Source organism: Arthrobacter sp. CAU 1506 (assembly GCF_005047635.1).
In the GTDB taxonomy this organism is placed as follows: domain Bacteria; phylum Actinomycetota; class Actinomycetes; order Actinomycetales; family Micrococcaceae; genus Crystallibacter.
Map to the genome: position 1 here is coordinate 1 of NZ_SUKC01000004.1, position 21,187 is coordinate 21,187.

The window sequence follows — 21,187 nt, forward strand, 5'->3', positions numbered from 1 at the left end:
TCCGTAAAGCGACGGGGTGGAAAGCAGGACCTCATGGCGGCCGAGCCGGCAGTGAATTAACCACCAGATACAGCTGCGGTCCAGCGCGAATAGTGCCGAATCAAATATGCACGGTTACCAGTAGTCGCGAGAGAAGGAGTGGGAATGGCGGATGCAGCTGAGGCGGTGGTCGCCTCGCCCGCTCCCCGAATCGGTCTCGAACTATCCTCTTTGATCTAGGAGCTGAGCCTCGCCTCCATCCTTTCCGAATGTTCCTGGAGCCACGCCCGCCGCCATCTTTGGCGTGTTCTTGAAGCAATTCCTGCCAACATCCTCGGCGGCGATGTGTCGACGGCAGCCCGCTGCTGGACGATGAGTTTTTCGCCCGGCGCCAAGTGCGGCTCACTTGCAGGTCGCTGGCGGCGATCCGCAGCGCCCGTCGTCGGCCCGGCGCAGGACCCGCGAACCTGATCAGCCGGGTACTCCCCTCCCCTGACGCGACGTCCTGCGAGTGGCGGTTTGGCTAACTAGACTGCTCGACGCGTTTCGCGAGTTGACGGATGACCGTGCCCCAACCGTCATGGAATCCCAGCTGCTCGTGCTGGTCCCGATCGGCGATGTTGCGGTGCATGGCCGTGGCGGTGTACTCGGTCCCTTCCGGGTGCTCTTTCATGGTGATGACTGCGGTCAAGAAGGACACTTCCGCCGGCCGCCATCCGGAGACAAGCGCGTCCGTGAAGACAATCCGCTCAAGCTCATCGATGGCGAGGAAGCAGCCGGTGATGTGCGGGGCAAATGCGCCGCCGCCCTCGCTGATTTCGGTGCGGAAGGCACCACCGGGCCTGAGGTCCATCTCCCGCACGCGGCAGACCTGCGGTGCGGGGACCCACCATTGCTCGAAGCTCGTGGGATCGGCCCAGGCATTCCAGATGGCCGAACGTGGGGCCTTGATGATGCGGGAAACGGTGAGGTCCAGCTCGGGATGAAGAGATGTGGTCATGCCGATGCTTCCTTATCTTGAGGCGTCATCTTGAGACGTCATAACGAACTGCTCGAGACGGTCGGTGCGGGACTCCCAGATACGTCGTTGCTCACTGAGCCACGTTTCTATGTCCTCGAACGATTTCGGCTCTAGGGTGCACACGCGCACTCGGCCTGTTTTGCGGGTCGTGATCCACCCAGTGTCCTGGAGGTAGCGGATGTGCTTCATGAACGACGGCAGCGCCATGTCAAAGGGCGCCGCCAGCTCGCTGATGCTCGCCGGCCCAGCCCCCAGCCGGCCGAGCACCGCCCGCCGGGTGGGATCGGCAAGGGCGTGGAAGACGCCGTCGAGCTCCCCTGAATACTGAGCCATATGGCTAAGTTACCGCCTCCGCAACGCTAAGCGCAAGGGCTAAGTTTCTACGCTGCGTTCACTGACGGCGTAGCAGTATCCGGATTAGCGTCGGTCTTGAAATCGTTCCATCTTCACAGCAGTCGTACTCAAGGATTTCCATGGACACCAATGGAATGGGCCCGGACCGTTCCTCTGACAACGATCCGATGGACACCTACTCGGAGACAGTCATGCGTGTGGCCCAAATCGTCACCCCGCATGTTGCCGCGATCGACGTGAGAAACGGGCCCGGCAGCAGGATCCCGGCCGGCAGCGGCTCCGCCGTGGTCTTCACCGCGGACGGCTTTATGTTGACGAACGCCCATGTGGTTGCGGGCGCAAAAGCCGGCTCTGCCGCCTTCGCCGACGGTGAGGTCACGGAGATCGAGATTGTCGGCGCCGACCTCCTGTCCGACCTCGCAGTCATTCGAGGCCTGTCGAACACGCCGACGCCCGCCGAACTGGGCGACGCCGAGTCGCTTCGAGTTGGTCAGCTGGTCATCGCCGTGGGCAACCCGCTGGGGCTGGCCGGATCGGTCACCGCAGGCGTTGTCAGCGGGCTTGGTCGTTCGATTCCCACCCGGTCCCGTCGTGGCCGGCACGTGATCGAAGACGTGATCCAAACCGATGCAGCACTCAACCCCGGCAATTCCGGCGGCGCACTCGCCGACAGCCATGGACGCGTGGTCGGCATCAATACCGCCGTCGCCGGTACCGGTTTGGGATTGGCAGTTCCGATCAACGCCACAACGCGGCGCATCATCTCCGCACTCATGAGTGGCGGCCGGGTACGACGCGCTTACCTTGGCCTGGTGAGCACGCCGGTACGCCTTCCGGTGCACATGGCCCTTCGCTCGGGGCAGCGGGATGCGCTGCGAGTGGTGGAAGTCATGGCCGGCTCCCCCGCCGAACACGCCGGGATCAAACCAGGCGATCTTGTGGTGGACGCCGGACGGCGCCACGTCTCCAGCGCGGAAAGCCTGCAGAAGTTGCTCTTTGCCGACGCCATCGGCGTTCCGTTTCCGATGACCGTCCTGCGGTCCGGAGCCTTGGTGGATGTCATAGCCATGCCCGAGGAAATGGCAGAGGGCCTCTAGCCGCGGACGACGAGGCGGCTGCGCGGCCGGTTCCGGGAGGCTGGAGCTGTCAGTAGCTGCCGTTCCACACGGCCATGGCGGTCAGGACGAATCCAGTCACCGCGCCGATGACGGCTAGCCAGCCGGCGATGAGCATCGTGAGGTGCCTGGAGTGGTCCTGCGTCAGCCGTTCGCCGTGGGGGTGCGAGAGCACGATGGAATCCGCGGCCAGCAGGAAAACCACCAGTCCCACGAGAGCCATGCTCCACGCGAAAAATTCCAGCCAATGCACCAATGGACCAACCGGAGTAAACATACCTACGGTATACGCCCGCGATTCGTCGGCCACAAGGCCTAGCGCCCGCACCGGCCTCCGCAGACACTGACAGGATCCGCCATGCCCTGCAGGCAGGGAGACTAACCGGCGAAGATGGACGGTTGCCGCCCTGTCCACGGCATCGCCTGTTCCAGCTCAGCCGCCACCTGCAGCAGAAGGACCTCGCCGCCCATAGGCGCCACCAGCTGCACGCCGATGGGGAGCCCCTCCCGGCTCTCCCCCAACGGCAAGCTGATGGCTGGATGTCCGGACACATTAAAGACCGCAGTAAATGGCCCGTAATCAAAAAGCTTGCGCAGCCAGGCCCGAACGTCGCCCTCCGGGTCGTCGTAGTCGAGCGTGCCGTGGCGAAGCGGCAGTTGGGCGAGCGTCGGCGTGACCAAAAGGTCGTGGACCTCAAAGAACCGGTCAACCGCTGCCGTGATCCGCTGCTGGGCCTGGGTTGCAGCATGGAGCGCGCCCGCGCCGGCTGCCTGCGCCTCGACCAGAACCTTCCTCGAGACTGCTTCCAGCAGGGACGCGTCGACCGGCCGGGGCGCCGACAGCACCGCACGGCCGGCGGCATAAATCGCCAACATTTCGCCCTCAACTATGTCTTCGCTGTCCAGCCTGGGCTTTCCCGGCACGAGGGAATGCCCGATCCACTCCAGCATCTCCGCAGCAGCCACCGCTGCGGCTGCCACTTGATGGTCGACGGCGGTGGTATTCCACGGCTCGGTGCTGATGCCTATCTGCAGCCGGCGGGGGGCGCGGGAGATGGCGGTGACATGGCGTCCGCTCCCCCACGTTGGCTCCCCCCGAAGGGACAGGCCGACGGCATCCAGCAGGTGCGCCGTGTCGCGGACTGATTTGGTCACCGCGAATTCGACGGCGGGTTCCTGCGCCGGCGCACTCAGCGTCGCGGTGCGGGGTGTCCGCCCCCGGCTCGGTTTCAAGCCGATCACTCCGCAACTAGCGGCCGGAATCCTCAGCGAGCCCGCGCCGTCGTTGCCATGCGCCAGAGGGACCGCACCGGCAGCGACCAGTGCCGCAGCACCGCCGCTGGACCCTCCCACGCCCCGGTCCAGCGCCCACGGATTCCGTGTGACGCCGTACCGCCGGGATTCGGTGGCAAAGCTCAGGCTAAGCTCCGGGGCGGTTGTTTGGCCAAGGGTCGCCAGTCCTGCCGAACGGAAGCGCGTCATCAGCTGGTGGTCCTGGGTGGCAACGGCGCCCCGGATCGCCCGGCTGCCCAGGCTGAATGGCATGCCGCGGGCAAAGGGAGAGCTGTCCTTGACCAGGAGAGGCACGCCGGCTAAGCAGCCGTCGGCGTCGTACTCTTGCGGCTCGTCGAGCAGCGGCGAGGTTAGGGCGTTGAGGTCCGGATTGACGGACTCGACTGCGGCGCGTGCGCACTCCACAACCTCTTCGGCCGTTAGTTCGCCGCGGAGCATCAAATCCCGGAGTCCCACGGCGTCGAGCAGGGCGTACTCGTAGGACTCCAGAGCTGCTCCTGAAGGTGCGTTGGTAACGGGCTATCGGGTCATAAGCCTACCGTCGCCGGTACCCGCCGCCGCAGCCGTGCCCACCGGACCCACTGCTACCCGGCGTCGTAAGCGCGCTGAAGTTCGTCGATATCGATCTTCTTCATCTGCAGCATCGCTTCCATGGCGCGCTGGGCCTTCTGCGGATCCGGTCCGCCGATCAGCCGCGGCAGTGCGGAAGGAATGATTTGCCAGGACAACCCGTACTTGTCCTTAAGCCAACCGCACTGGCTTTCGACGCCGCCGTCTGCGGTCAGGGCATCCCAGAGCCGGTCGACCTCGGCCTGGTCCTCACAGTCCACCTGCATCGACACCGCCTCATTGAAGGAGAACTGCGCTCCCCCGTTCAGCGCAGTGAAAGACTGGCCGTCCAGTTCGAACTCTACGGTCAAGACCTGCCCTTCCGTTCCGGGGCCGCTCTCGCCATAGTGCGTCACGTCGAGAATATTCGAGTTCTTGAACAACTGGACGTAGAACTGCGCCGCTTCTTCTGCTTCACCGTCAAACCAGAGACACGGTGTGATCTTCTGCATGATGAGCTCCTCCCTGTGTACTGGACGCACCTGACTGGACGCAGCACATGTGTTAGGCGTACCAGAACCATCCGACCGGCGCCCACGAGTCGGGCACCTCGTGCCCGCTGAAGGAACCGCATCTGCTGCAGCTGTAGCTGGCGGTTGCCGGTACCCGCTGGCCGCCCGGAAGCAGGCGATACGGAGTGAATTCCTCGACGATGAGAAATTGGTCGGTGCCGCAGGATTGGCAGTCGGGCGCATTCGGGACGTCCGGGCTGGACTGGCCGGAACGCCCGCCGATAGTCAACGTCATGTCGGCCTCCCGGTTCAGCCCGCGGCGCCGGCCATGGCCAAACCTGCCGCAGCCCCGCTGCCCGGCGGATCGATGACCCGGAGGCGGCAAGCCTCCCCGGCCGGGTCCACGTAGCCGGGCAAATGCTCGCTTTGGCTGCAGTTGTGCAGCTCCTCAAGTGCTGCAGCTTCAATGCGAGCGTGCTGCAGGTTGATGATGACGCCCAAGCCGGAAGCCAGTGCACTAGTGCGCCGGACCAGCGAATAAAGCGCCACAATGTTTCGGGTTGTCACATGTCCGCGCACTTCAATCTGGGCGGATTCCCTGTCCATGTCCACACGAACGACCACACGCAATTTGGGATCCATAGTCAGTCCCCTCAAGAGTTCCCCAAGGCCGCTCCTTGACCGAAGACCATAATAGGGGGGGGATGTGACGTGAGCAACAAAGCTCGTAAAATGTTTCGGAATGGACGACACGCGGGCCCCTAAGCCCACCGGCTGATGGTCCGCCCTCCGGAGGTGGCTGCCATGAGTGAGGCCGGTTCAGAGGCACAGCTAGTCGACGCGGTGCAAGACGCCCTGCTCAACAGTGACGATCTGCAAGACTTCCTTGATCAACTCGCCGCGCACGCCGCCGCCGCTATGAATACAGGCGGCCACATTGCCTGCAGTGCGCTGGTGCTCCGCGGCCGCCAAGAACGCACGGTGTCCGCTGCAACCGGGCCGGTCCTTTGGGCGGAGTATCAGGCAGGTTACGACGACGGTCCCGGGCTGAGTGCCCTGCGCACCGGAACCGCGGTACTGGTGTACGACGTCGCTGCGGAGACACGGTGGAATGCTTTGATGGCGGACGCGTCGGCCGCCGGGATCGGCTCTATCCTGGCCGTCCCGCTGCGCGTTGACGTGGGCGGCTTGGGCGCCGTGCTGTCCTTCTATGACCGCGAAGGGTATGGCTTCGACGACCGTTCCGTTGCTGCAGCAGCCGACTTTGCACACATTGCGGCCAAACCCCTCCTGCTGGCGGAACGGCTGGACCGGATGGTCCAGCGAACCACGCATCTGGTGGCGGCCTTGGAATCCCGCACCACCATCAACCTGGCTGCCGGCATCGTGATGGGCCAGAATTCGTGCAGCCAGCTTCAGGCCATGGAGATTTTGCGCCGTGCGTCGAACGCACGCAACGTCAAACTTCGAGACGTTGCCCAGGGGATCGTCGAGCCGCTGGCCGGCGCTGCGGCCACGCGCTTCGACGACTGACCGGCTATTGCCCGGCTCATCGCACCAGCACCGCAATGCCGGTGGCCGCCGCCGCCCAGAGGACGCTCGCGAACGTGCCGAGGATGAATCGCTCGGCCGCCCCGGACTGGCCGAGCTCTGAGTACCGGCCCAAGCCCTTCACCGCCAGGACAACAGCCAGGCCCTCCGGCCAGTCGGCCAACAGCGTCGAAGCAATGGCCGTCCGCTCGAGCACTCCGATCCAGGCGCCTCCGCGCAGAACCGGAGACTCCTCCGGGTCGCTGTGGTTCTCCGGGTGGGAGGCATTGAAGGACAACCGCAGGATGGTGACTGTGGCAGGGCCGCCGCCGATGGCGGCCGCCGCCACACCCAAGGCATAGGCGACTGGTCCCAGCCCGCCCTGGCCCAGCACCGCCAGCAGCGCCGCGACCCCCAGCAGCAGCAGGGAGAGGCCGCTGGCAGCGTAGAGCCAGCGGTTACCCGCCCCCTGGAACCGCTCGAAGTACATTGGACCGGCCACGGCAGCAGCCATGCAGAGCACCACCAGCGCCACAGCGCTCATCGATCGGCTCCTTCCAGCAGTGCCAGTGCCACCGATTGCCCCCGGCGCCATTCGTGCCAGAGTCCACTATGCAGCCTGCTTGAGACAGCTTGCTGTGTGATGCCCAGCCGTTCGGCGATTTGCTGCTGGGTGAGTCCTTGATCACTGAGCTCGCCGGCTTCTCGCGCCTCCTTACTGCGCTTGCGTGCCACGGATACCAGCAACTGCAGCACAGCTTCCGCATGCCCGGCTTCCTTTCGGGCACCGGAGACGGCGATGTTCCCCGGGGCGGTCTTGGCTGCGGTCACCGCTTCCCGCGCACGCTCGAACGCCTCACCCGAGCCGGCCCGCGTGGACTCCGGCAGCGGGTCATCCACGGTGCCGATGCCAATGCCGACGCTCCAGTTGTTGCTGGCGGCCAAACCCAGCGCGATTGCCCCCGCCACCGAGGCGTCGGCAATGACTGCCTGCATCTCATCCCCTGCAGTGCGTTCAAAACCGCGGAGCAGCGGGCGGGCGGAATCTGAGTTCAGGACGTCAACTGCGTCCTCCACCAGATCCTCGCGGCTTCGGGACCGACGCTGGTCAACCGTCAGCACAAACATACAACCCTGCTTCCTTGTATCTATTCTCACAAGTATGCAGGCTTGTGGTTCGGACCGCAAGCCAACGCCGCTATTCCCCCGGCTCGTGGCTGACGAGACCCACCAGGTTCCCTTCGGAGTCACGGACAAATGCCATCCATTCATCCGTTCCGGCAGGCCCCAACGCATCATCGACATGCCGGAAGATGACGTGCGGCTCTTCGACTACCGTGATTCCACGCCCGCGCAGTTCCTCTACGTAGTTTCTGACCGAGTCCACCTGCAGGTACAAGAGTGCCGCCGGCGCTCCAACCTCCAACAGCAGCCGGACGCCGTCGAGATCGAAGAACACCAACCCCGGCGGATCAAAGATGCCGGCTGGCGGATACCCCAATAATTCGGTGTAGAAAGCAGTTGCTCGGTCGAGGTCTTGCACACCCAAAGCAACCTGCGCCAGCTTCATGCTGTCCCTCCCCTCGGTCGCCCTGGTTCCGCCCTCTGGCCGCCTAGCCGAATCGTACGCCCGCGCGCGGCCGATAGTCTGGAGTGGTGACTGAAACTTCCCCCCGGCTTCACGCTGGCCTGCCGCTGGTAGCAGGGTCGCTGGCCCTGGATCTGGCAGCCATCGTTCTTTTTGCGGCAGCCGGCCGAAACACGCATGAACACGGCCTTGCCGTCGTCGGCATTCTCCTGACCGCAGCCCCGTTCCTGATCGGGGCACTGATTGGCTGGGCGGTTGTGCGCGGCCGGCGCCGGCCGATCGCGCTCTGGCCCACCGGCGTCGCGGTCTGGCTGGCCGCAGTGGTCCTGGGTCTTGCTCTGCGCGGCCTGGCAGGAGGTGGGCTCGCAGTATCGTTCCAGATCGTGACGTTCCTGGTGCTCGGCGCGCTGCTGCTGGGCTGGCGCGCGCTGGCGACACTGGTCATCAAACTACGCTTCCGCCGACGGGTGGAATAACCTCGGTGGTAGGAAAGATTCCGCTCCAGCAGAAAGGCAGTGCAGTGGCTACAGCATTCGTTCTCATCCGGACCGATGCAACCCGGATCCCGGAGTGCGCGCAGGAAATCTCCGAGATCGAGGGCATCAGCGAGGTCTACTCGGTCACCGGCGAATGGGACTTGATCGCTGTGGCCCGTGTAGCCAAGCACGACGACCTGGCCGACGTGATCGCCGACCGCCTCTCGAAGGTCAAGGGCGTTCAGGCCACCACAACACACATCGCCTTCCGTGCCTATTCAAAGCACGATCTGGATGCCGCGTTCTCGCTCGGATTCGAGTAGGGCAGCCAGCCGCGGAAGTGCCCCGGAGGCCAGTTCACGGAAACTGGCCTCCGGGGCACTTCCGCTTTAAGCGGTCGGCCGCGCGCACCTGCCGCCAGTAACCGGCAGCAGCAGTAATCAGCGCGTGGCGTCGATCCAACGCTGCAAGGCCCCGGCCGCAGCCCCGCTGTCGATGGCCGAGTTGGCGCGCGCCAGACCGTCCGCCAGCCGTTCCAGCAGCGGTGCGTCCGCGGCCATGTCATTGGCTACCAGCGCTGCCGCAGCATTCAGGACGACGGCGTCCCGCACCGGACCCTTATCCCCGGCCAGGACGCGGCGTACCACCTCGGCGTTCGCAGCCGCATCGCCGCCGCGCAGGTCCTCCAGGGTGGCCCGGGCGATGCCCAGGTCCAAGGGATCCAAGTCATACTCTGTGACGGCGCCGTCCCGGACTTCCCACACCGATGAAGGACCCGTCGTGGTCAGCTCGTCCAGCCCGTCCCCGCCGCGGAATACCAGCGCGCGGATGCCGCGGGCAGCCAGCACGCCGGCGATCAGCGGCGCCAGCCGGGCGTCGGCGACGCCGATGGCGGCCGCCGTGGGGTGCGCCGGATTGGTCATCGGTCCCATGAAGTTGAAGGCCGTGGCCACTCCGAGTTCTCCGCGGACAGCGCCCGCGTAGCGCATGGACGGATGGAAGACCTGGGCAAAGCAGAAGGTGATGCCGGCGTCGACGGCTGTTTGCGCCACCCGCTCCACCGGGAGGTCAAGGCGGACGCCCAGGGCTTCAATCACATCTGCTGAACCGGAGGACGACGACGCCGCCCGGTTCCCGTGCTTCACGATCCGGGCGCCGGCCCCAGCGCACACCAAGGCAGCCATGGAAGAAATGTTGACGGTGTTCTGCCGGTCTCCGCCCGTGCCGACAATGTCCAGCTTCTCGCCGGGAATGTCGATCGGCCGCGCGTTGCCGACCATGGCCTCCACCAGCCCTGTCAGTTCGTCGACGGTCTCACCTTTCGCGCGCAACGCGACCAGGAAGCCTGCCATCTGCGCATCGGTGGCCGCGCCGGACATGATGGCATTCATCGCCCACTCCGTTTGAGCGGTCGTAAGGTCCTGCCGCGAGATCAGGGCTGAAATCAGTTCCGGCCAGGTGGGTGTGTTCTGAGCGTTCGGTTCCGTCGTCACTTCACTAGGTTATCTACGTTTTGTAGAAACTTCCGGATTGTTAACTTCCGCGCCGTTCCGCGGAATACTGCGGGTTGGGAACCCAAACGCCGCGCCACGCGTTCGAATGCATTGGTGAACTAGGCGGATTTATAGACATAATGGCCTTGTGACAACTGCAACCCACGCCCCCAGCACCCCGGCGCATCCAACGCTGAACCGCCCCAACCTGGTTTCTGTAGGAACCGTTGTGTGGCTCTCCAGCGAGCTGATGTTCTTTGCCGGTCTTTTCGCCATGTACTTCACCCTCCGCGCCACTTCCGGCGAGATGTGGGCGATTGAAACCGAAAAGTTGAACGTTCCATTCGCGCTGGCCAACACCATCGTCCTGGTGTCCAGCTCCTTCACCTGCCAGTACGGCGTCTTCGCCGCAGAGCGCCTGCAGGCCCGCCGCACCGGCGGTCTCCTCAATGTCGCCAGGTGGGGCATGGTCGAGTGGTTCCTGTTGACCTTCTTCCTCGGTGCCATTTTCGTCTCCGTCCAGGCCTACGAATACGCGATCCTCGTCTCCGAGGGAGTCTCGCTGTCCTCCAACGCCTACGGGTCAGCGTTCTACATCACTACCGGCTTCCACGGCCTTCACGTCACAGGCGGGCTCATCGCCTTCCTGCTGATCATCGGCCGCGCCTATGTCGCTAAGAAGTTCGGTCATTTCGAAGCCACATCCGCCATCGTCACGTCGTACTACTGGCACTTCGTCGACGTCGTGTGGATCGCTCTCTTCATCATCATCTACTTCCTGAAGTAGACGGCCAGGGCCCGCATCGTGCAGGCCCGACCCGGCCGAACATCTACGCACACGCACCGCAGAGTTAGGAACCATCAAGTGAAGGCACTCTCCCAGAGGCGACGACACCCCCTGGCGGCCGTTGCCCTGTTGCTCTTGGGATTGCTGGTCACCGGCGGCTTGTACGCCGTTGCTGGCAATGTCAACGAGGCCAAGGCCCAGACCACCAACTTTTCCGCGCAGGACATCGAAGAGGGCGAAAAGCTCTTCGTGGCCAACTGCGCAACTTGTCACGGAATTGGTGCAGTCGGGGCCCCGGAGGGTGCACACGGCAACCAGGCAGGCCCGGCACTGATCGGTGTCGGCGCTGCCGCTGTCGACTTCCAGGTGGGAACCGGCCGCATGCCGATGCAGATGTCCGGACCGCAGGCCCAGGTTAAGCCGAACCAGTTCGACGAAGAGCAGACCAGGCAGCTGGCTGCGTACGTGGCATCGCTCGGCACGGGTCCGGCCATCCCGGACGAAGACATTCTCGATGTCTCCAAGGGAGATCCCGCCGCCGGCGGCGAGATCTTCCGCGTCAACTGCGCCATGTGCCACAACGCTTCCGCCGCAGGCGGCGCTCTGACACGCGGCAAGTTCGCCCCCGCCCTGGCCGGCGTCAGCGAAGCACACATTTACGAAGCCATGGCCACGGGCCCCCAGAACATGCCGGTGTTCAACGACGCGAACATCTCCCCCGAGGAGAAGCGCGATGTCATCGCCTTCCTGAAGACGATTGAAGAACAGGGCACCCCGGGTGGCTTCTCGCTCGGCTCGCTCGGTCCGGTCTCCGAGGGCCTGCTGATGTGGACTGCCGGATTGGGTGTCGTCATTGCGTTCACCATCTGGCTGACCCAGCGGTCTTCATAACCTTCGCTTCCGGCGGCCTGCAAAGGCCGCCGCACAAGCGTCACCAGTCATATATGTTTTTGAACTATTTACAGAAGGATGAGAGGGATCATGGGCGACCATAGTCACGGCAGTCCGAGCACCTCGGGCACCGTTGCTACGGCTGGTCAGAGCGACGTGGAGAAGTTTCAGGATCCTGGACTTCCGCCGCATCGCCCGCGCCGTGCCGACAAAGATCCCCGGGCGGAAAAGCGCGCCGAACGCCAGGTTGCGATACTCTTCGTAATCTCCATCATTGGCACCGTACTTTTCTTCGTCGGGTACTTTGGCATCCGTTTGGATGACACCATCGCAACGCTGCGTTTTCAGAACTTCACCTTGGGCATGGGCACGGCCTTCGCCATGCTGGGCATCGGCGTCGGCATTGTCCACTGGGCCAAGACCCTCATGCCTGACCACGAAATCGTGGAAGAGCGCCACGAGGTCCGCACCGAAGAGGACCGCCGGGACGCAGAACAGATCATTGGCCAGGTCCTCGACGAATCGGGCATCTCCCGCCGTCCGCTGATCCGCAACACGCTGATCGGCGCCGGTGTGCTGGCCATCCTGCCTGCCATCGGAATCTTCCGCGACCTCTCCAAGGACCTGAACCCGGAGGTGCTGCGGCACACCATGTGGGATGCCGGCGTCCGCCTGACCCGCGACCCGAGCGGCACCCCGATCAAGGCCTCCGATGTCACCATCGGTTCCGCCTTCCACGTTATCCCGGAAGGGCTGAACGAAGCCGAGCACAAGCTTGAGGAGAAGGCCAAGGCCGTCGTCCTCTTGATGCGCCTGAACCCCGATGAGCTGCATGTCTCCCCCGGTCGTGAAGACTGGAACTACAATGGCATCGTTGCTTACTCGAAAATCTGCACCCACGTTGGATGCCCGGTGGCGCTGTACGAACAGCACACGCACCACCTGCTCTGCCCTTGCCACCAGTCGACCTTCGACCTGACCCAGGAATGCAAGGTGATCTTCGGCCCCGCCGCGCACGCCTTGCCCCAGCTTCCGATCAGCGTTGACGACGAGGGCTACCTGGTCGCCACCAGCGACTTCCATGAACCTGTTGGACCGAGCTACTGGGAGCGTGGCTAAGCATGAGCGCTTCAACTGATACTTACACACCCAAAACGCGGGTCGGACGGATCACCAACTTCGTCGACACCCGCGTCGGCGGCTCCTCGATCGTCAAGGAATTCGGACGCAAGATCTTTCCGGACCACTGGTCCTTCATGTTCGGCGAAGTCGCGCTGTACTCGTTCGTCATCCTGCTGCTCTCCGGCACGTTCCTGACGTTCTTCTTTGACCCGTCGATGGCGGAGACGCACTACAACGGACCGTACGTCCCGCTCAAGGGCGTCGAGATGTCCGTCGCGTACCAGTCCACCTTGCAGATCTCCTTCGAGGTCCGCGGCGGTCTCTTCATGCGCCAGCTGCACCACTGGTCGGCACTGCTGTTCGTCGCCTCGGTGTCCTTCCACATGCTGCGCGTCTTCTTCACCGGCGCTTTCCGCCGGCCGCGCGAGCTGAACTGGGTTGTCGGCTGCGTCCTGCTGATCCTGGCCCTGGCTGCCGGCTTCACCGGCTACTCGCTGCCCGACGATCTGCTCTCCGGAAACGGCCTGCGCATTATCGACGGCGTGATCAAGGGAATTCCGCTCGTTGGTACCTACATCTCCCTGCTGCTCTTCGGCGGCGAGTTCCCGGGTACCGACATCGTGGGACGCCTCTACGTGCTCCACATCCTGCTGGTTCCGGCGCTGATCCTGCTGATGATCGCCATCCACCTGTTCATGGTCGTGGTGCACAAGCACACCCAGTACCCCGGCCCTGGCCGTACCGAATCCAACGTTGTCGGTTTCCCGGTTGGCCCGGTCTACGCAGCCAAGGCAGGCGGCTTCTTCTTCGTAGTCTTCGGCATCCTGGCCGTCATTGCGGCCAACTTCCAGATCCTGGCGATCTGGGACTACGGGCCCTACGACCCCTCCCCCGTCTCCGCCGGTACCCAGCCTGACTGGTACATCGGCTGGGTGGATGGCGCGCTGCGCCTGATGCCCGGTGTGGGCGAGTTCGTCATCTTCGGTCGGACCGTCTCGCTGAACGTGCTGCTCCCGGCGCTTGCGCCGGCCGGCCTGCTGTTCACCCTGATGTTCGCTTGGCCGTGGATCGAACGCTGGGTCACCAAGGACAACCGCGAGCACCACATCCTGGACCGCCCGCGCAACGCTCCGTTCCGCACCGGCATCGGCGTTGCAGGCGTCGTGTTCTACTGTGTGATGTGGGCTGCTGCCAGCTCGGACCTGATCGCCACGCACTTCCACGTGTCGCTGAACGACGTGACGTACTGGCTGCGCGCGCTGTTCTTCCTGGGCCCGATCCTCGGCTTCATCATCACGCGCCGCATCTGCCTTGCACTGCAGCGCAAGGACCGCGAGATCGCACTGCATGGCCGGGAGACCGGACGCATCGTCCGCCTGCCGCACGGCGAGTTCATCGAGGTCCACGAGCCGCTGAACGACTACAAGCTGTACCGTCTGGTCAACTTCGAGTCGCCGCAGGTGCTCCCGGCACAGCCGAACAAGGCCGGCCACATCAAGCGCACTGAGAAGCTGCGCGGCGCCGTGTCGCGGTTCTTCTTCGAGGATCGCGTGGCACCGGTAACCCCGGCCGAGCTGGAGGCTGCCCACAGCCACCATGCCGAGGTTGAGGCCCCCGCCGAAAAGGCAGAAGTCAGCGGCCACTAAAGTACCGTCTGCATGAGAATGGCCCCGGACTGAGTCCGGGGCCATTCTTGTATCTACGTCGGGAACGTCTGTCGGGACCACCCGTCGGCCGGAACTACCGCGTCACGGCGTTGTAGGACCCTTTCTGGGCCCCTAATACCTCTTCATGTTGTAGGCACGCGGCGCGCGTCCCCCAGGCCGTTGCAGCGGCACCCAGAGCTTGTAGCGGTCGGCCCTGTAGTACGAGATGGAAAAGTCCACCATGGTTTTGGACACGTAGGCATGCCGCTGGATTTTCAAGAGCGGCGAGCCGATGTCCACATTCAGCAAGCGGGCGATGGACGGCTGCGCTGCGGTGGCCTCAATGGTGTCCTCGCCCCACTCCATAATCAGCCCGTAGCGTTCGCTCAGAACGTTGTACAGCGACGGCGGCGGGCCCTCGTCCAGGATGCCCGGCACCCGTTGGGCGGGGATGAAGTTTTCGTCCACGCTCATAGGCTCGGCATCGGCCAGCAATTGGCGGCGAAAGCGTACTACCGGCTGGCCCTCCTCGATCTGCAGTTCACGGGCAACCAACGGCGTGGCGCCGATCTGTTCAAAACTGAGCACCCGCGCGTCCGGCACCATCCCGCGGCGCTGCATCTCTTCCGTGTACGAGGTCAGCTTGACCTGCAGGTCCAGCTTGGGCTGGCGTACAAACGTACCCAGGCCCACGATGCGCTCGAGCACCTGCTCGGCAACGAGCGAGTCGATTGCTTGCCGAACGGTCATCCTCGCCACGCCGAAGCGCTCGGTAAGATCCCGCTCCGACGGGAAGGCGCTGCCGGGTTCACAGCGATCCTGGGCATGACGGCGCAGGATGTCCCGGAGCTGGACATGCTTCGCAGTGCGAGAGGTAACGTCGATATCGCCTTCGATCGCAGCCGAACTGATGGACACGCGGCCTCCCTGCTCAGGTGATGGGGTCGAAGCCATTCTATCCCGGTCTAGACCAGCCCTGCGGCAGCGTGGGAGCGTCCCGGGCATGCGAAAGGGCCCGGAACCAAACGGTTCCGGGCCCTTCAGGTAGTGCTATGTGCTTAGTGGGCGTGGTCTCCACGGCTGTACTCGTAGACCCATCCGATGATGGCTACGGTGGTCAGGCCGATGGAAATGTAGACGATCCACCAGCCGACTGCCAGACCCATGAAGCCGGAGGCGGCACCAAGGCCCAAGACCAGCGGCCACCAGCTCCACGGGCTGAACATGCCCTGCTCGCCGGCACCCTCATGGATCTCGGCGTCGACCCGGTCCTCCGGACGGGGTCCGACACGCCGTGCCGTGAACCAGAGGTAGCCGCCGATCATCAGCGACAGTCCGGCGGTCAACCAGAGCGCCAGGTAACCGACAGGTTCGTGCCAGTGCCCCATGAAGCCGTAGACGGTGCCGACAATGGCGAAGAACGGCGCAAGCGCGATGAATAGCCAGGCTTCAATCTTCACAGTTATGCGTCCTTCTGGTCAGCGGGACCGGCCAGCTGGGCCGCCGGCACCGGAGTCGTCGGGGTGTGCCGCGGTGCGAGCTCCGGGTGGTGCAGGTCCAGCGCCGGGCGCTCCGACCGGATGCGGGGCAGCGAGGTGAAGTTGTGCCGCGGCGGCGGGCAAGAGGTGGCCCACTCCAGCGAGGCACCAAAGCCCCAGGGATCGTCAACTTCGACCTTCTTGCCGTTGCGCCAGGTGATGTACACGTTCCAGAAGAACGGGATCATCGAAGCGCCCAGCACGAACGAAGCGACAGTGGAGAACTGGTTCATTGCGGTGAACCCGTCTTCCGGCATGTAGTCCGCGTAGCGGCGGGGCATGCCCTCAACACCCAGCCAGTGCTGGATCAGGAAGGTGCCGTGGAAGCCGAGGAACAGCATCCAGAAGTGGATCTTGCCCAGACGCTCGTTGAGCATCTTGCCGGTCCACTTGGGCCACCAGAAGTAGAAGCCTGCGAACATGGCGAACACGACGGTACCGAAGACCACGTAGTGGAAGTGTGCCACCACGAAGTAGGTGTCGGAGACGTGGAAGTCCAGCGGCGGCGAAGCCAGGATGATGCCGGTCAGGCCACCGAAGAGGAAGGTGGCCAGGAAGCCCAGGCTCCACAGCATCGGTGTTTCGAACGTGATCGATCCGCGCCACATGGTGCCGATCCAGTTGAAGAACTTCACGCCCGTGGGGACCGCGATGAGCATGGTCATGAAGGCGAAGAACGGCAGCAGGACCGATCCGGTGACGTACATGTGGTGTGCCCACACCGTCACGGACAGGGCAGCAATCGCGATGGTCGCGTAGACCAGACCCTTGTAGCCGAAGATCGGTTTGCGGCTGAACACCGGGAAGATTTCGGACACGATGCCGAAGAACGGCAGGGCGATGATGTACACCTCGGGGTGGCCGAAGAACCAGAACAGGTGCTGCCAGAGGATGGCGCCGCCGTTCTCCGGGTTGAAGATGTGTGCACCGAACCGTCGGTCAGCACCAAGCGCGAACAGGGCGGAGGCCAGCGGCGGGAACGCCATCATGACCAGGATGCCGGTGACCAGCGTGTTCCAGGTGAAGATCGGCATCCGCCACATGGTCAGGCCCGGGGCCCGCATGGTGATGATGGTGGTGATGAAGTTGACCGAGCCAAGGATGGTGCCGAAGCCGGACAGCGCCAGGCCGAAGACCCAGAGGTCTCCGCCCACGCCGGGCGAGAACGTGGTGTTGGACAACGGCGCGTATGCGAACCAGCCGAAGGAGGCTGCGCCCTGCGGGGTGATGAAGCCGGCGACGGCGATGACGCTGCCGAACAGGAAGAACCAGAAGGCCAGCGCGTTCAAACGCGGGAAAGCTACGTCCGGGGCGCCGATCTGCAGCGGCATGATGACGTTGGCGAAGCCGGCGAACAGCGGGGTGGCGAACATCAGCAGCATCACCGTGCCGTGCATGGTGAAGAGCTGGTTGTACTGTTCCTTGGTCTGCAGGATCTGCATGCCCGGTTCGAACAGTTCGGCACGGATGACCAGGGCCATCACGCCGCCGAGGCAGAAGAAGATGAATGACGTGATCAGGTACATGTACCCGATGGTCTTGTGGTCCGTGGAGGTGATCCAGTTGACGACGATGCGCCCCTTGGACCTCGGGACGACGCGCGGAGCTACCGTGGTACCCCGGTCGTCAGCTGTGTATTCGTACGTTGACACTTGTGGCCCTCGCTCCTTTACTTCGACGCTTCAGCGTAGGGGTTGCGGTCGTACTCTTCGCCGATCTGGCCGTCCTTGAGCCGCGCCATCTGCGCCTCGAACTCAGCCTCGGAGACCACAGCGACGCGGAAGAGCATTTCGGAGTGGAATTCGCCACAAAGCTCGGCGCACTTGCCGTCGTAGATACCCTCACGGGTCGGGGTGAAGTTCAGGTAGTTGGTCTTGCCCGGGACCATGTCCACCTTCTGCAGGAAGGCGGGAACCCAGAACGAATGGATGACGTCGCGGGAGTTGATCTCCAACTCCACGCTCTTGTTCACCGGCAGGTAAAGCGTCGGCAGGGTCTCCGGAACGCCGGTCTCACCGGTCAGGTGTGCCTGCACGCCAGCGAAGTACTTGTCCTGCTTGACGTAGTTGAAGTCCCAGGCCCACTGCTTGCCGCGCACGTCGACGACGACGTCCGGGTTGTCCGTCCGCGTGGTCAGGTTCGTGGTGGTCTTGTCCGTGAAGTAGAAGAAGACCAACACCATGACGATCGGGACCGCGGTGTAGAAGATTTCGAGCGGCAGGTTGTAGCTGAGCTGGCGGGGGTAGCCGGTCTCGCCCTTTCGCCGGCGGTAAGCGATGATGCACCAGAGGATCAAGCCCCAGGTCAGGACACCAACAGCCAGCGCGGCGATCCAACCATTAACCCACAAATCGATGATTTCCGGAGTGTGGTTAGTAACGTCCCGCTGCGTGGGCAACCAGCCCAGTTGGACTTCTTCTGAACATCCCGTCAACAACAACGCACCGACTGCGCCCAGACCAGTGGCCTTGGCAATTCTGGCGCGTCGACTGCCGGTTCGAACCTGCGAACTCACAGACGGCCCTTCCTCTTTGTTTCGTGCAAGTGATGGGGCCATGGCAGAGCAAAGCCCTGGCCTCATATCCAGTTTTACTACTCACTGTAGAGCTTACCCGCACACATGACTTTCATGTGACAGGCTCCCCTGTGCGTCGGCCGCTGCTGCAGCCGGGGAACGCCCCCGCCAGCTGTTAGTGGAACGAGTCCCCACAGGCGCAGGAGCCACCGGCGTTCGGATTGTCGATGGTGAATCCCTGCTTGGAGATGGTGTCCTCGAAGTCAATCGAGGCGCCGGACAGATAAGGAACGCTCATCTTGTCCACGACCACCTCAACGCCGTCGAAATCACGGACTGCGTCGCCGTCGAGCATCCGCTCGTCGAAATACAGTTGGTAGATCAGGCCGGAGCATCCGCCGGGCTGGACCGCAACCCGCAGGCGCAGGTCGGTACGGCCTTCCTGTTCCAGGAGACTGCGCACCTTCCCCGCTGCCACGTCGGTCAGAGCCACTTCATGCGTGGGCAGTTCTGCGGTTTCTTCAGCCGTGGTGGGGGCGGATGAGTTGGTCGTTGCGCTCATTGCACTTCCTTATCTATAACGGGCCGTCCGGTGACCTGCTGCTATTACTCAGTGGTGCGTCGGGCTACCGTTCCATCGTACGTCCCGACGCCCAAAATGGGATAACTTGGCCGGCCTCCGAGCCTTTCTGGACTCCGCTTCAGATGCCGTGCTCATTCACCCGCGCCAGCAGCAGCGCCTGAGCCAGGACCGCGTTGCGGAAGTCCCCCAGATGCAGCGACTCATTGGCCGAATGCGCCCGCGAATCGGGATCCTCCACACCGCTGATCAGGATCTGTGCCTGCGGATAGATCTCCGTCAGGTCAGCGATGAACGGGATCGATCCGCCCATGCCGGCCTCCACCGGCCGAGTGCCCCAGGCCTGTTCCAGCGCCCACAGCGCGGCCTGGGCCGCGGGTGCGGCGGTATCGGTGGCGAAGGCCTGGCCCCGCTCCCCCGGCACGAACGTGGCCTCGGCCCCGAACGGCGCATGGGCAGCCACGTGGGCCGCTACCGCATCCATCGCCTGATCCGGGTCCTGGCCCGGCGCGAGGCGCAGGCTGATCTTGGCCCGGGCCGCAGGGATCAGCGTGTTGGAAGCCAGCTCCACACTGGGAGCGTCGATTCCGATCACGGAGAGGGCCGGCTTGTTCCACAGCCGGTCGGCGATGCTGCCGGTACCGGCCAGCTGCACTGACTCCAGCACCGAGGAATCGCGACGGAAGTCCTCTTCCGGGTAGTCGACCGACGCGGGCGAAGCAGAGACTAGCCCGTCGATGGCGACAGCGCCGTCGTCGTCGTGGAACGTGGCGATCAGCCGCGCGAGCAGGGTGGGCGCATCCAGCAGCGGACCGCCGAACATGCCTGAATGGACGGCGTGTTCCAGTACGCGCAGTTCCACCGTGCCGTCGACGAGGCCGCGCAGGCTGGTGGTCAGGGCAGGAACGCCGACCTTCCAGTTGCTGGAGTCGGCCACGATGATGGCGTCGGCCCGCAGCAGCTCGCGGTGGGTCTCGAGGAAAGAACGGAAGGTCGGCGAACCTGCTTCCTCCTCCCCCTCGAAGAAGAAGGTGACGCCGACGCCGAAGTCGTCGCCGAGGACCTCCAGCAGCGCCCGCAACGAGGCGAGGTGGACCATGATTCCGGCCTTGTCGTCGGCGGTGCCACGACCGTAGAGCCGCCCGTCGATCTCCGTGGCCTTGAACGGTTCGGTCCGCCACAGGGCCGGATCCCCCGGCGGCTGCACATCGTGGTGCGCGTACAGCAGGACGGTCGGCTTGCCCGCTGCTGCCGGACGGCGGGCCACCACCGCAGGGCCGCCGTCCGATTCGCCGTTCGGCACGCTGAGGATCTGCACGTCCTCCAGCCCGAGCTCGCGGACCAAGCCGGCTACGGCGTCGGCGCTGCGGACCAAATCCTGCGGATCGAAGGCCGCCCAGGCGATGCCGGGGATGGAGACCAGCTGCTCCAGCGAGGAGATGGTGCGCCCCATGTCGGAGTCGACCGCGGCGGCGAGTTGTTGTACGTTCACATTGGTCATAGCCGCCACCCTACCGCCCGCCCAGCGCCTCGCGCCGATGCCCGCAAGGCAGCCGCCGGGCCGGTGCTTCACAGCTGGCGGATAGGCGCGGCCGGTCCGGTATTCTTGACTGGTGTTCGGACGTAAAAAAGAGGCTCCCACGCCCCAAGAAACCATCGACCAGGCCAGCCCGGCCCAGCCCAAGGACGGCAAGGGCGCGCCAACACCTCGGCGCAAGGACCAGGAAGCTGCGCGGAAGCGCCCGCTGGTCCCGAACGACCGCAAGGCAGCGCGCGACGCCAACCGGCTTGCCCAGGCGGACCAGCGGCTGAAGATGCGCGAGGCGATGAACACGGGCGACGAGCGTTACCTGCCGTTCCGCGACAAGGGCCCGCAGAAGCGCTTTGTCCGCGACTTCGTCGACGCCCGCTGGGTGCTGGGCGAATTCCTGATTGTCTTCGCCCTGATCTTCGTGATCCTCAGCTTCGTCCGCGACCTCAACGTGCAGGCCTTCATCCTGGTGGGCTTCTGGGTGCTGCTGGGGCTGGTGGCCGTCGACGCGTTCATCCTGGGCCGGCAGCTGAAGAAGCGCCTGACCGCCAAGTTCGGCGAGGTGGAGCGCGGCGCCGTGTGGTACGGCGTCATGCGCGGACTGCAGTTGCGCCGGATGCGCCTGCCGAAGCCGCAGGTCAAGCGCGGAGAATACCCCAGCTGATTC

General features: G+C 64.3%; 26 protein-coding genes. 9 read left to right on the forward strand and 17 right to left on the reverse strand.

Features of this window, described 5'->3' with window-relative positions; all coding sequences use genetic code 11:
* Positions 1-502: 502 nt before the first annotated feature.
* Together E4J89_RS06310 and E4J89_RS06315 are read right to left on the reverse strand one after the other, a co-directional pair.
* Positions 503-979 (reverse strand): SRPBCC family protein, encoded by a 477-nt coding sequence (locus tag E4J89_RS06310; protein WP_136785299.1) that lies wholly within the window; start codon positions 977-979, stop codon positions 503-505.
* A 12-nt stretch (positions 980-991) separates the two neighbouring features.
* Complete coding sequence (locus E4J89_RS06315; RefSeq protein WP_136785300.1) at positions 992-1,333, reverse strand: metalloregulator ArsR/SmtB family transcription factor; 342 nt, start codon at positions 1,331-1,333, stop codon at positions 992-994.
* A 140-nt stretch (positions 1,334-1,473) separates the two neighbouring features.
* Here E4J89_RS06315 and E4J89_RS06320 point away from each other — a divergent pair, with 140 nt between their 5' ends.
* A complete protein-coding gene (locus E4J89_RS06320) occupies positions 1,474-2,451 on the forward strand; it encodes a trypsin-like peptidase domain-containing protein (protein WP_136785301.1) in 978 nt (325 codons plus the stop codon).
* A 49-nt stretch (positions 2,452-2,500) separates the two neighbouring features.
* On the opposite strand, the gene E4J89_RS06325 is transcribed toward E4J89_RS06320, so the two are convergent.
* The 5 genes from E4J89_RS06325 to E4J89_RS06345 form a co-directional block, all read right to left on the reverse strand.
* The gene (locus tag E4J89_RS06325) at positions 2,501-2,746 is read right to left on the reverse strand and encodes a hypothetical protein (RefSeq protein WP_136785302.1); all 246 of its coding nucleotides are present in this window, start codon (positions 2,744-2,746) and stop codon (positions 2,501-2,503) included.
* 101 nt (positions 2,747-2,847) lie between these two features.
* A complete protein-coding gene (locus tag E4J89_RS06330; protein ID WP_205754424.1) occupies positions 2,848-4,218 on the reverse strand; it encodes an amidase family protein in 1,371 nt (456 codons plus the stop codon).
* A gap of 128 nt (positions 4,219-4,346) precedes the next feature.
* Positions 4,347-4,823 (reverse strand): VOC family protein, encoded by a 477-nt coding sequence (locus tag E4J89_RS06335; RefSeq protein ID WP_136785303.1) that lies wholly within the window; start codon positions 4,821-4,823, stop codon positions 4,347-4,349.
* Positions 4,824-4,875: 52 nt separating this feature from the next.
* On the reverse strand, positions 4,876-5,118 hold the full coding sequence (locus E4J89_RS06340; RefSeq protein ID WP_136785304.1) for a hypothetical protein: 243 nt from the start codon (positions 5,116-5,118) through the stop codon (positions 4,876-4,878).
* A gap of 14 nt (positions 5,119-5,132) precedes the next feature.
* Positions 5,133-5,465 carry a hypothetical protein gene (locus E4J89_RS06345; RefSeq protein WP_136785305.1) on the reverse strand — a complete coding sequence of 111 codons (333 nt, stop codon included), beginning with the start codon at positions 5,463-5,465 and terminating at the stop codon, positions 5,133-5,135.
* Between the two features lie 162 nt (positions 5,466-5,627).
* Here E4J89_RS06345 and E4J89_RS06350 point away from each other — a divergent pair, with 162 nt between their 5' ends.
* Complete coding sequence (locus tag E4J89_RS06350; protein ID WP_169303931.1) at positions 5,628-6,356, forward strand: GAF and ANTAR domain-containing protein; 729 nt, start codon at positions 5,628-5,630, stop codon at positions 6,354-6,356.
* 16 nt (positions 6,357-6,372) lie between these two features.
* On the opposite strand, the gene E4J89_RS06355 is transcribed toward E4J89_RS06350, so the two are convergent.
* From E4J89_RS06355 to E4J89_RS06365, 3 genes are all read right to left on the reverse strand, one after another.
* Positions 6,373-6,897, reverse strand: coding sequence for a hypothetical protein (locus E4J89_RS06355; RefSeq protein ID WP_136785307.1), 525 nt, complete (start codon positions 6,895-6,897; stop codon positions 6,373-6,375).
* Positions 6,894-7,481, reverse strand: coding sequence for a sigma factor-like helix-turn-helix DNA-binding protein (locus E4J89_RS06360; RefSeq protein ID WP_136785308.1), 588 nt, complete (start codon positions 7,479-7,481; stop codon positions 6,894-6,896). Before E4J89_RS06360 ends, E4J89_RS06355 begins: the two co-directional genes overlap by 4 nt.
* 70 nt (positions 7,482-7,551) lie before the next feature.
* A complete protein-coding gene (locus E4J89_RS06365; RefSeq protein WP_136785309.1) occupies positions 7,552-7,923 on the reverse strand; it encodes a VOC family protein in 372 nt (123 codons plus the stop codon).
* An 86-nt stretch (positions 7,924-8,009) separates the two neighbouring features.
* Here E4J89_RS06365 and E4J89_RS06370 point away from each other — a divergent pair, with 86 nt between their 5' ends.
* Both E4J89_RS06370 and E4J89_RS06375 read left to right on the forward strand, forming a co-directional pair.
* Positions 8,010-8,417 carry a DUF3054 domain-containing protein gene (locus E4J89_RS06370; RefSeq protein ID WP_240691752.1) on the forward strand — a complete coding sequence of 136 codons (408 nt, stop codon included), beginning with the start codon at positions 8,010-8,012 and terminating at the stop codon, positions 8,415-8,417.
* 44 nt (positions 8,418-8,461) lie between these two features.
* On the forward strand, positions 8,462-8,740 hold the full coding sequence (locus E4J89_RS06375; protein WP_136785310.1) for an Lrp/AsnC ligand binding domain-containing protein: 279 nt from the start codon (positions 8,462-8,464) through the stop codon (positions 8,738-8,740).
* A 117-nt stretch (positions 8,741-8,857) separates the two neighbouring features.
* Here the strand turns inward: E4J89_RS06375 and trpD are convergent, their stop codons facing one another.
* Positions 8,858-9,910, reverse strand: a complete 1,053-nt coding sequence (trpD, locus tag E4J89_RS06380; RefSeq protein WP_136785311.1) for an anthranilate phosphoribosyltransferase — start codon at positions 9,908-9,910, stop codon at positions 8,858-8,860.
* 148 nt (positions 9,911-10,058) lie between these two features.
* Here trpD and E4J89_RS06385 point away from each other — a divergent pair, with 148 nt between their 5' ends.
* The 4 genes from E4J89_RS06385 to E4J89_RS06400 all read left to right on the forward strand — a co-directional run bounded on the left by E4J89_RS06385 (position 10,059) and on the right by E4J89_RS06400 (position 14,356).
* Positions 10,059-10,697, forward strand: coding sequence for a heme-copper oxidase subunit III (locus E4J89_RS06385; protein ID WP_136785312.1), 639 nt, complete (start codon positions 10,059-10,061; stop codon positions 10,695-10,697).
* A gap of 78 nt (positions 10,698-10,775) precedes the next feature.
* A complete protein-coding gene (locus E4J89_RS06390; RefSeq protein WP_136785313.1) occupies positions 10,776-11,588 on the forward strand; it encodes a cytochrome c in 813 nt (270 codons plus the stop codon).
* A gap of 90 nt (positions 11,589-11,678) precedes the next feature.
* The gene (locus E4J89_RS06395; RefSeq protein ID WP_136785314.1) at positions 11,679-12,707 is read left to right on the forward strand and encodes a Rieske 2Fe-2S domain-containing protein; all 1,029 of its coding nucleotides are present in this window, start codon (positions 11,679-11,681) and stop codon (positions 12,705-12,707) included.
* A 2-nt stretch (positions 12,708-12,709) separates the two neighbouring features.
* The gene (locus E4J89_RS06400) at positions 12,710-14,356 is read left to right on the forward strand and encodes a cytochrome bc complex cytochrome b subunit (RefSeq protein WP_136785315.1); all 1,647 of its coding nucleotides are present in this window, start codon (positions 12,710-12,712) and stop codon (positions 14,354-14,356) included.
* A gap of 132 nt (positions 14,357-14,488) precedes the next feature.
* On the opposite strand, the gene E4J89_RS06405 is transcribed toward E4J89_RS06400, so the two are convergent.
* The 6 genes from E4J89_RS06405 to E4J89_RS06430 form a co-directional block, all read right to left on the reverse strand.
* Positions 14,489-15,274, reverse strand: a complete 786-nt coding sequence (locus E4J89_RS06405) for a GntR family transcriptional regulator (protein ID WP_240691753.1) — start codon at positions 15,272-15,274, stop codon at positions 14,489-14,491.
* Between the two features lie 140 nt (positions 15,275-15,414).
* Positions 15,415-15,816, reverse strand: a complete 402-nt coding sequence (locus tag E4J89_RS06410; protein WP_136785317.1) for a cytochrome c oxidase subunit 4 — start codon at positions 15,814-15,816, stop codon at positions 15,415-15,417.
* A gap of 2 nt (positions 15,817-15,818) precedes the next feature.
* A complete protein-coding gene (gene ctaD, locus E4J89_RS06415) occupies positions 15,819-17,546 on the reverse strand; it encodes a cytochrome c oxidase subunit I (RefSeq protein WP_127512614.1) in 1,728 nt (575 codons plus the stop codon).
* A gap of 17 nt (positions 17,547-17,563) precedes the next feature.
* Positions 17,564-18,409 (reverse strand): cytochrome c oxidase subunit II, encoded by an 846-nt coding sequence (gene coxB / locus E4J89_RS06420; protein ID WP_136785318.1) that lies wholly within the window; start codon positions 18,407-18,409, stop codon positions 17,564-17,566.
* 175 nt (positions 18,410-18,584) lie between these two features.
* Entirely contained in the window at positions 18,585-18,971 is a 387-nt protein-coding gene (locus E4J89_RS06425; RefSeq protein ID WP_136785319.1) for an iron-sulfur cluster assembly accessory protein, read from the reverse strand.
* 139 nt (positions 18,972-19,110) lie between these two features.
* Complete coding sequence (locus tag E4J89_RS06430) at positions 19,111-20,490, reverse strand: dipeptidase (protein ID WP_136785320.1); 1,380 nt, start codon at positions 20,488-20,490, stop codon at positions 19,111-19,113.
* 112 nt (positions 20,491-20,602) lie between these two features.
* On the opposite strand from E4J89_RS06430, the gene E4J89_RS06435 reads away from it, so the two are divergent.
* Positions 20,603-21,184 (forward strand): DUF3043 domain-containing protein, encoded by a 582-nt coding sequence (locus E4J89_RS06435; protein WP_136785321.1) that lies wholly within the window; start codon positions 20,603-20,605, stop codon positions 21,182-21,184.
* Positions 21,185-21,187: the final 3 nt, after the last annotated feature.

Coding starts and splice junctions, on each gene's coding strand:
- E4J89_RS06310 (WP_136785299.1), bottom strand. CDS start 979: ATGACCACATCTCTTCATCCCGAGCTGGACCTCACCGTTTCCCGCATC.
- E4J89_RS06315 (WP_136785300.1), bottom strand. CDS start 1,333: ATGGCTCAGTATTCAGGGGAGCTCGACGGCGTCTTCCACGCCCTTGCC.
- E4J89_RS06320 (WP_136785301.1), top strand. CDS start 1,474: ATGGACACCAATGGAATGGGCCCGGACCGTTCCTCTGACAACGATCCG.
- E4J89_RS06325 (WP_136785302.1), bottom strand. CDS start 2,746: ATGTTTACTCCGGTTGGTCCATTGGTGCATTGGCTGGAATTTTTCGCG.
- E4J89_RS06335 (WP_136785303.1), bottom strand. CDS start 4,823: ATGCAGAAGATCACACCGTGTCTCTGGTTTGACGGTGAAGCAGAAGAA.
- E4J89_RS06340 (WP_136785304.1), bottom strand. CDS start 5,118: ATGACGTTGACTATCGGCGGGCGTTCCGGCCAGTCCAGCCCGGACGTC.
- E4J89_RS06345 (WP_136785305.1), bottom strand. CDS start 5,465: ATGGATCCCAAATTGCGTGTGGTCGTTCGTGTGGACATGGACAGGGAA.
- E4J89_RS06350 (WP_169303931.1), top strand. CDS start 5,628: ATGAGTGAGGCCGGTTCAGAGGCACAGCTAGTCGACGCGGTGCAAGAC.
- E4J89_RS06355 (WP_136785307.1), bottom strand. CDS start 6,897: ATGAGCGCTGTGGCGCTGGTGGTGCTCTGCATGGCTGCTGCCGTGGCC.
- E4J89_RS06360 (WP_136785308.1), bottom strand. CDS start 7,481: ATGTTTGTGCTGACGGTTGACCAGCGTCGGTCCCGAAGCCGCGAGGAT.
- E4J89_RS06365 (WP_136785309.1), bottom strand. CDS start 7,923: ATGAAGCTGGCGCAGGTTGCTTTGGGTGTGCAAGACCTCGACCGAGCA.
- E4J89_RS06395 (WP_136785314.1), top strand. CDS start 11,679: ATGGGCGACCATAGTCACGGCAGTCCGAGCACCTCGGGCACCGTTGCT.
- E4J89_RS06400 (WP_136785315.1), top strand. CDS start 12,710: ATGAGCGCTTCAACTGATACTTACACACCCAAAACGCGGGTCGGACGG.
- E4J89_RS06425 (WP_136785319.1), bottom strand. CDS start 18,971: ATGAGCGCAACGACCAACTCATCCGCCCCCACCACGGCTGAAGAAACC.
- E4J89_RS06430 (WP_136785320.1), bottom strand. CDS start 20,490: ATGACCAATGTGAACGTACAACAACTCGCCGCCGCGGTCGACTCCGAC.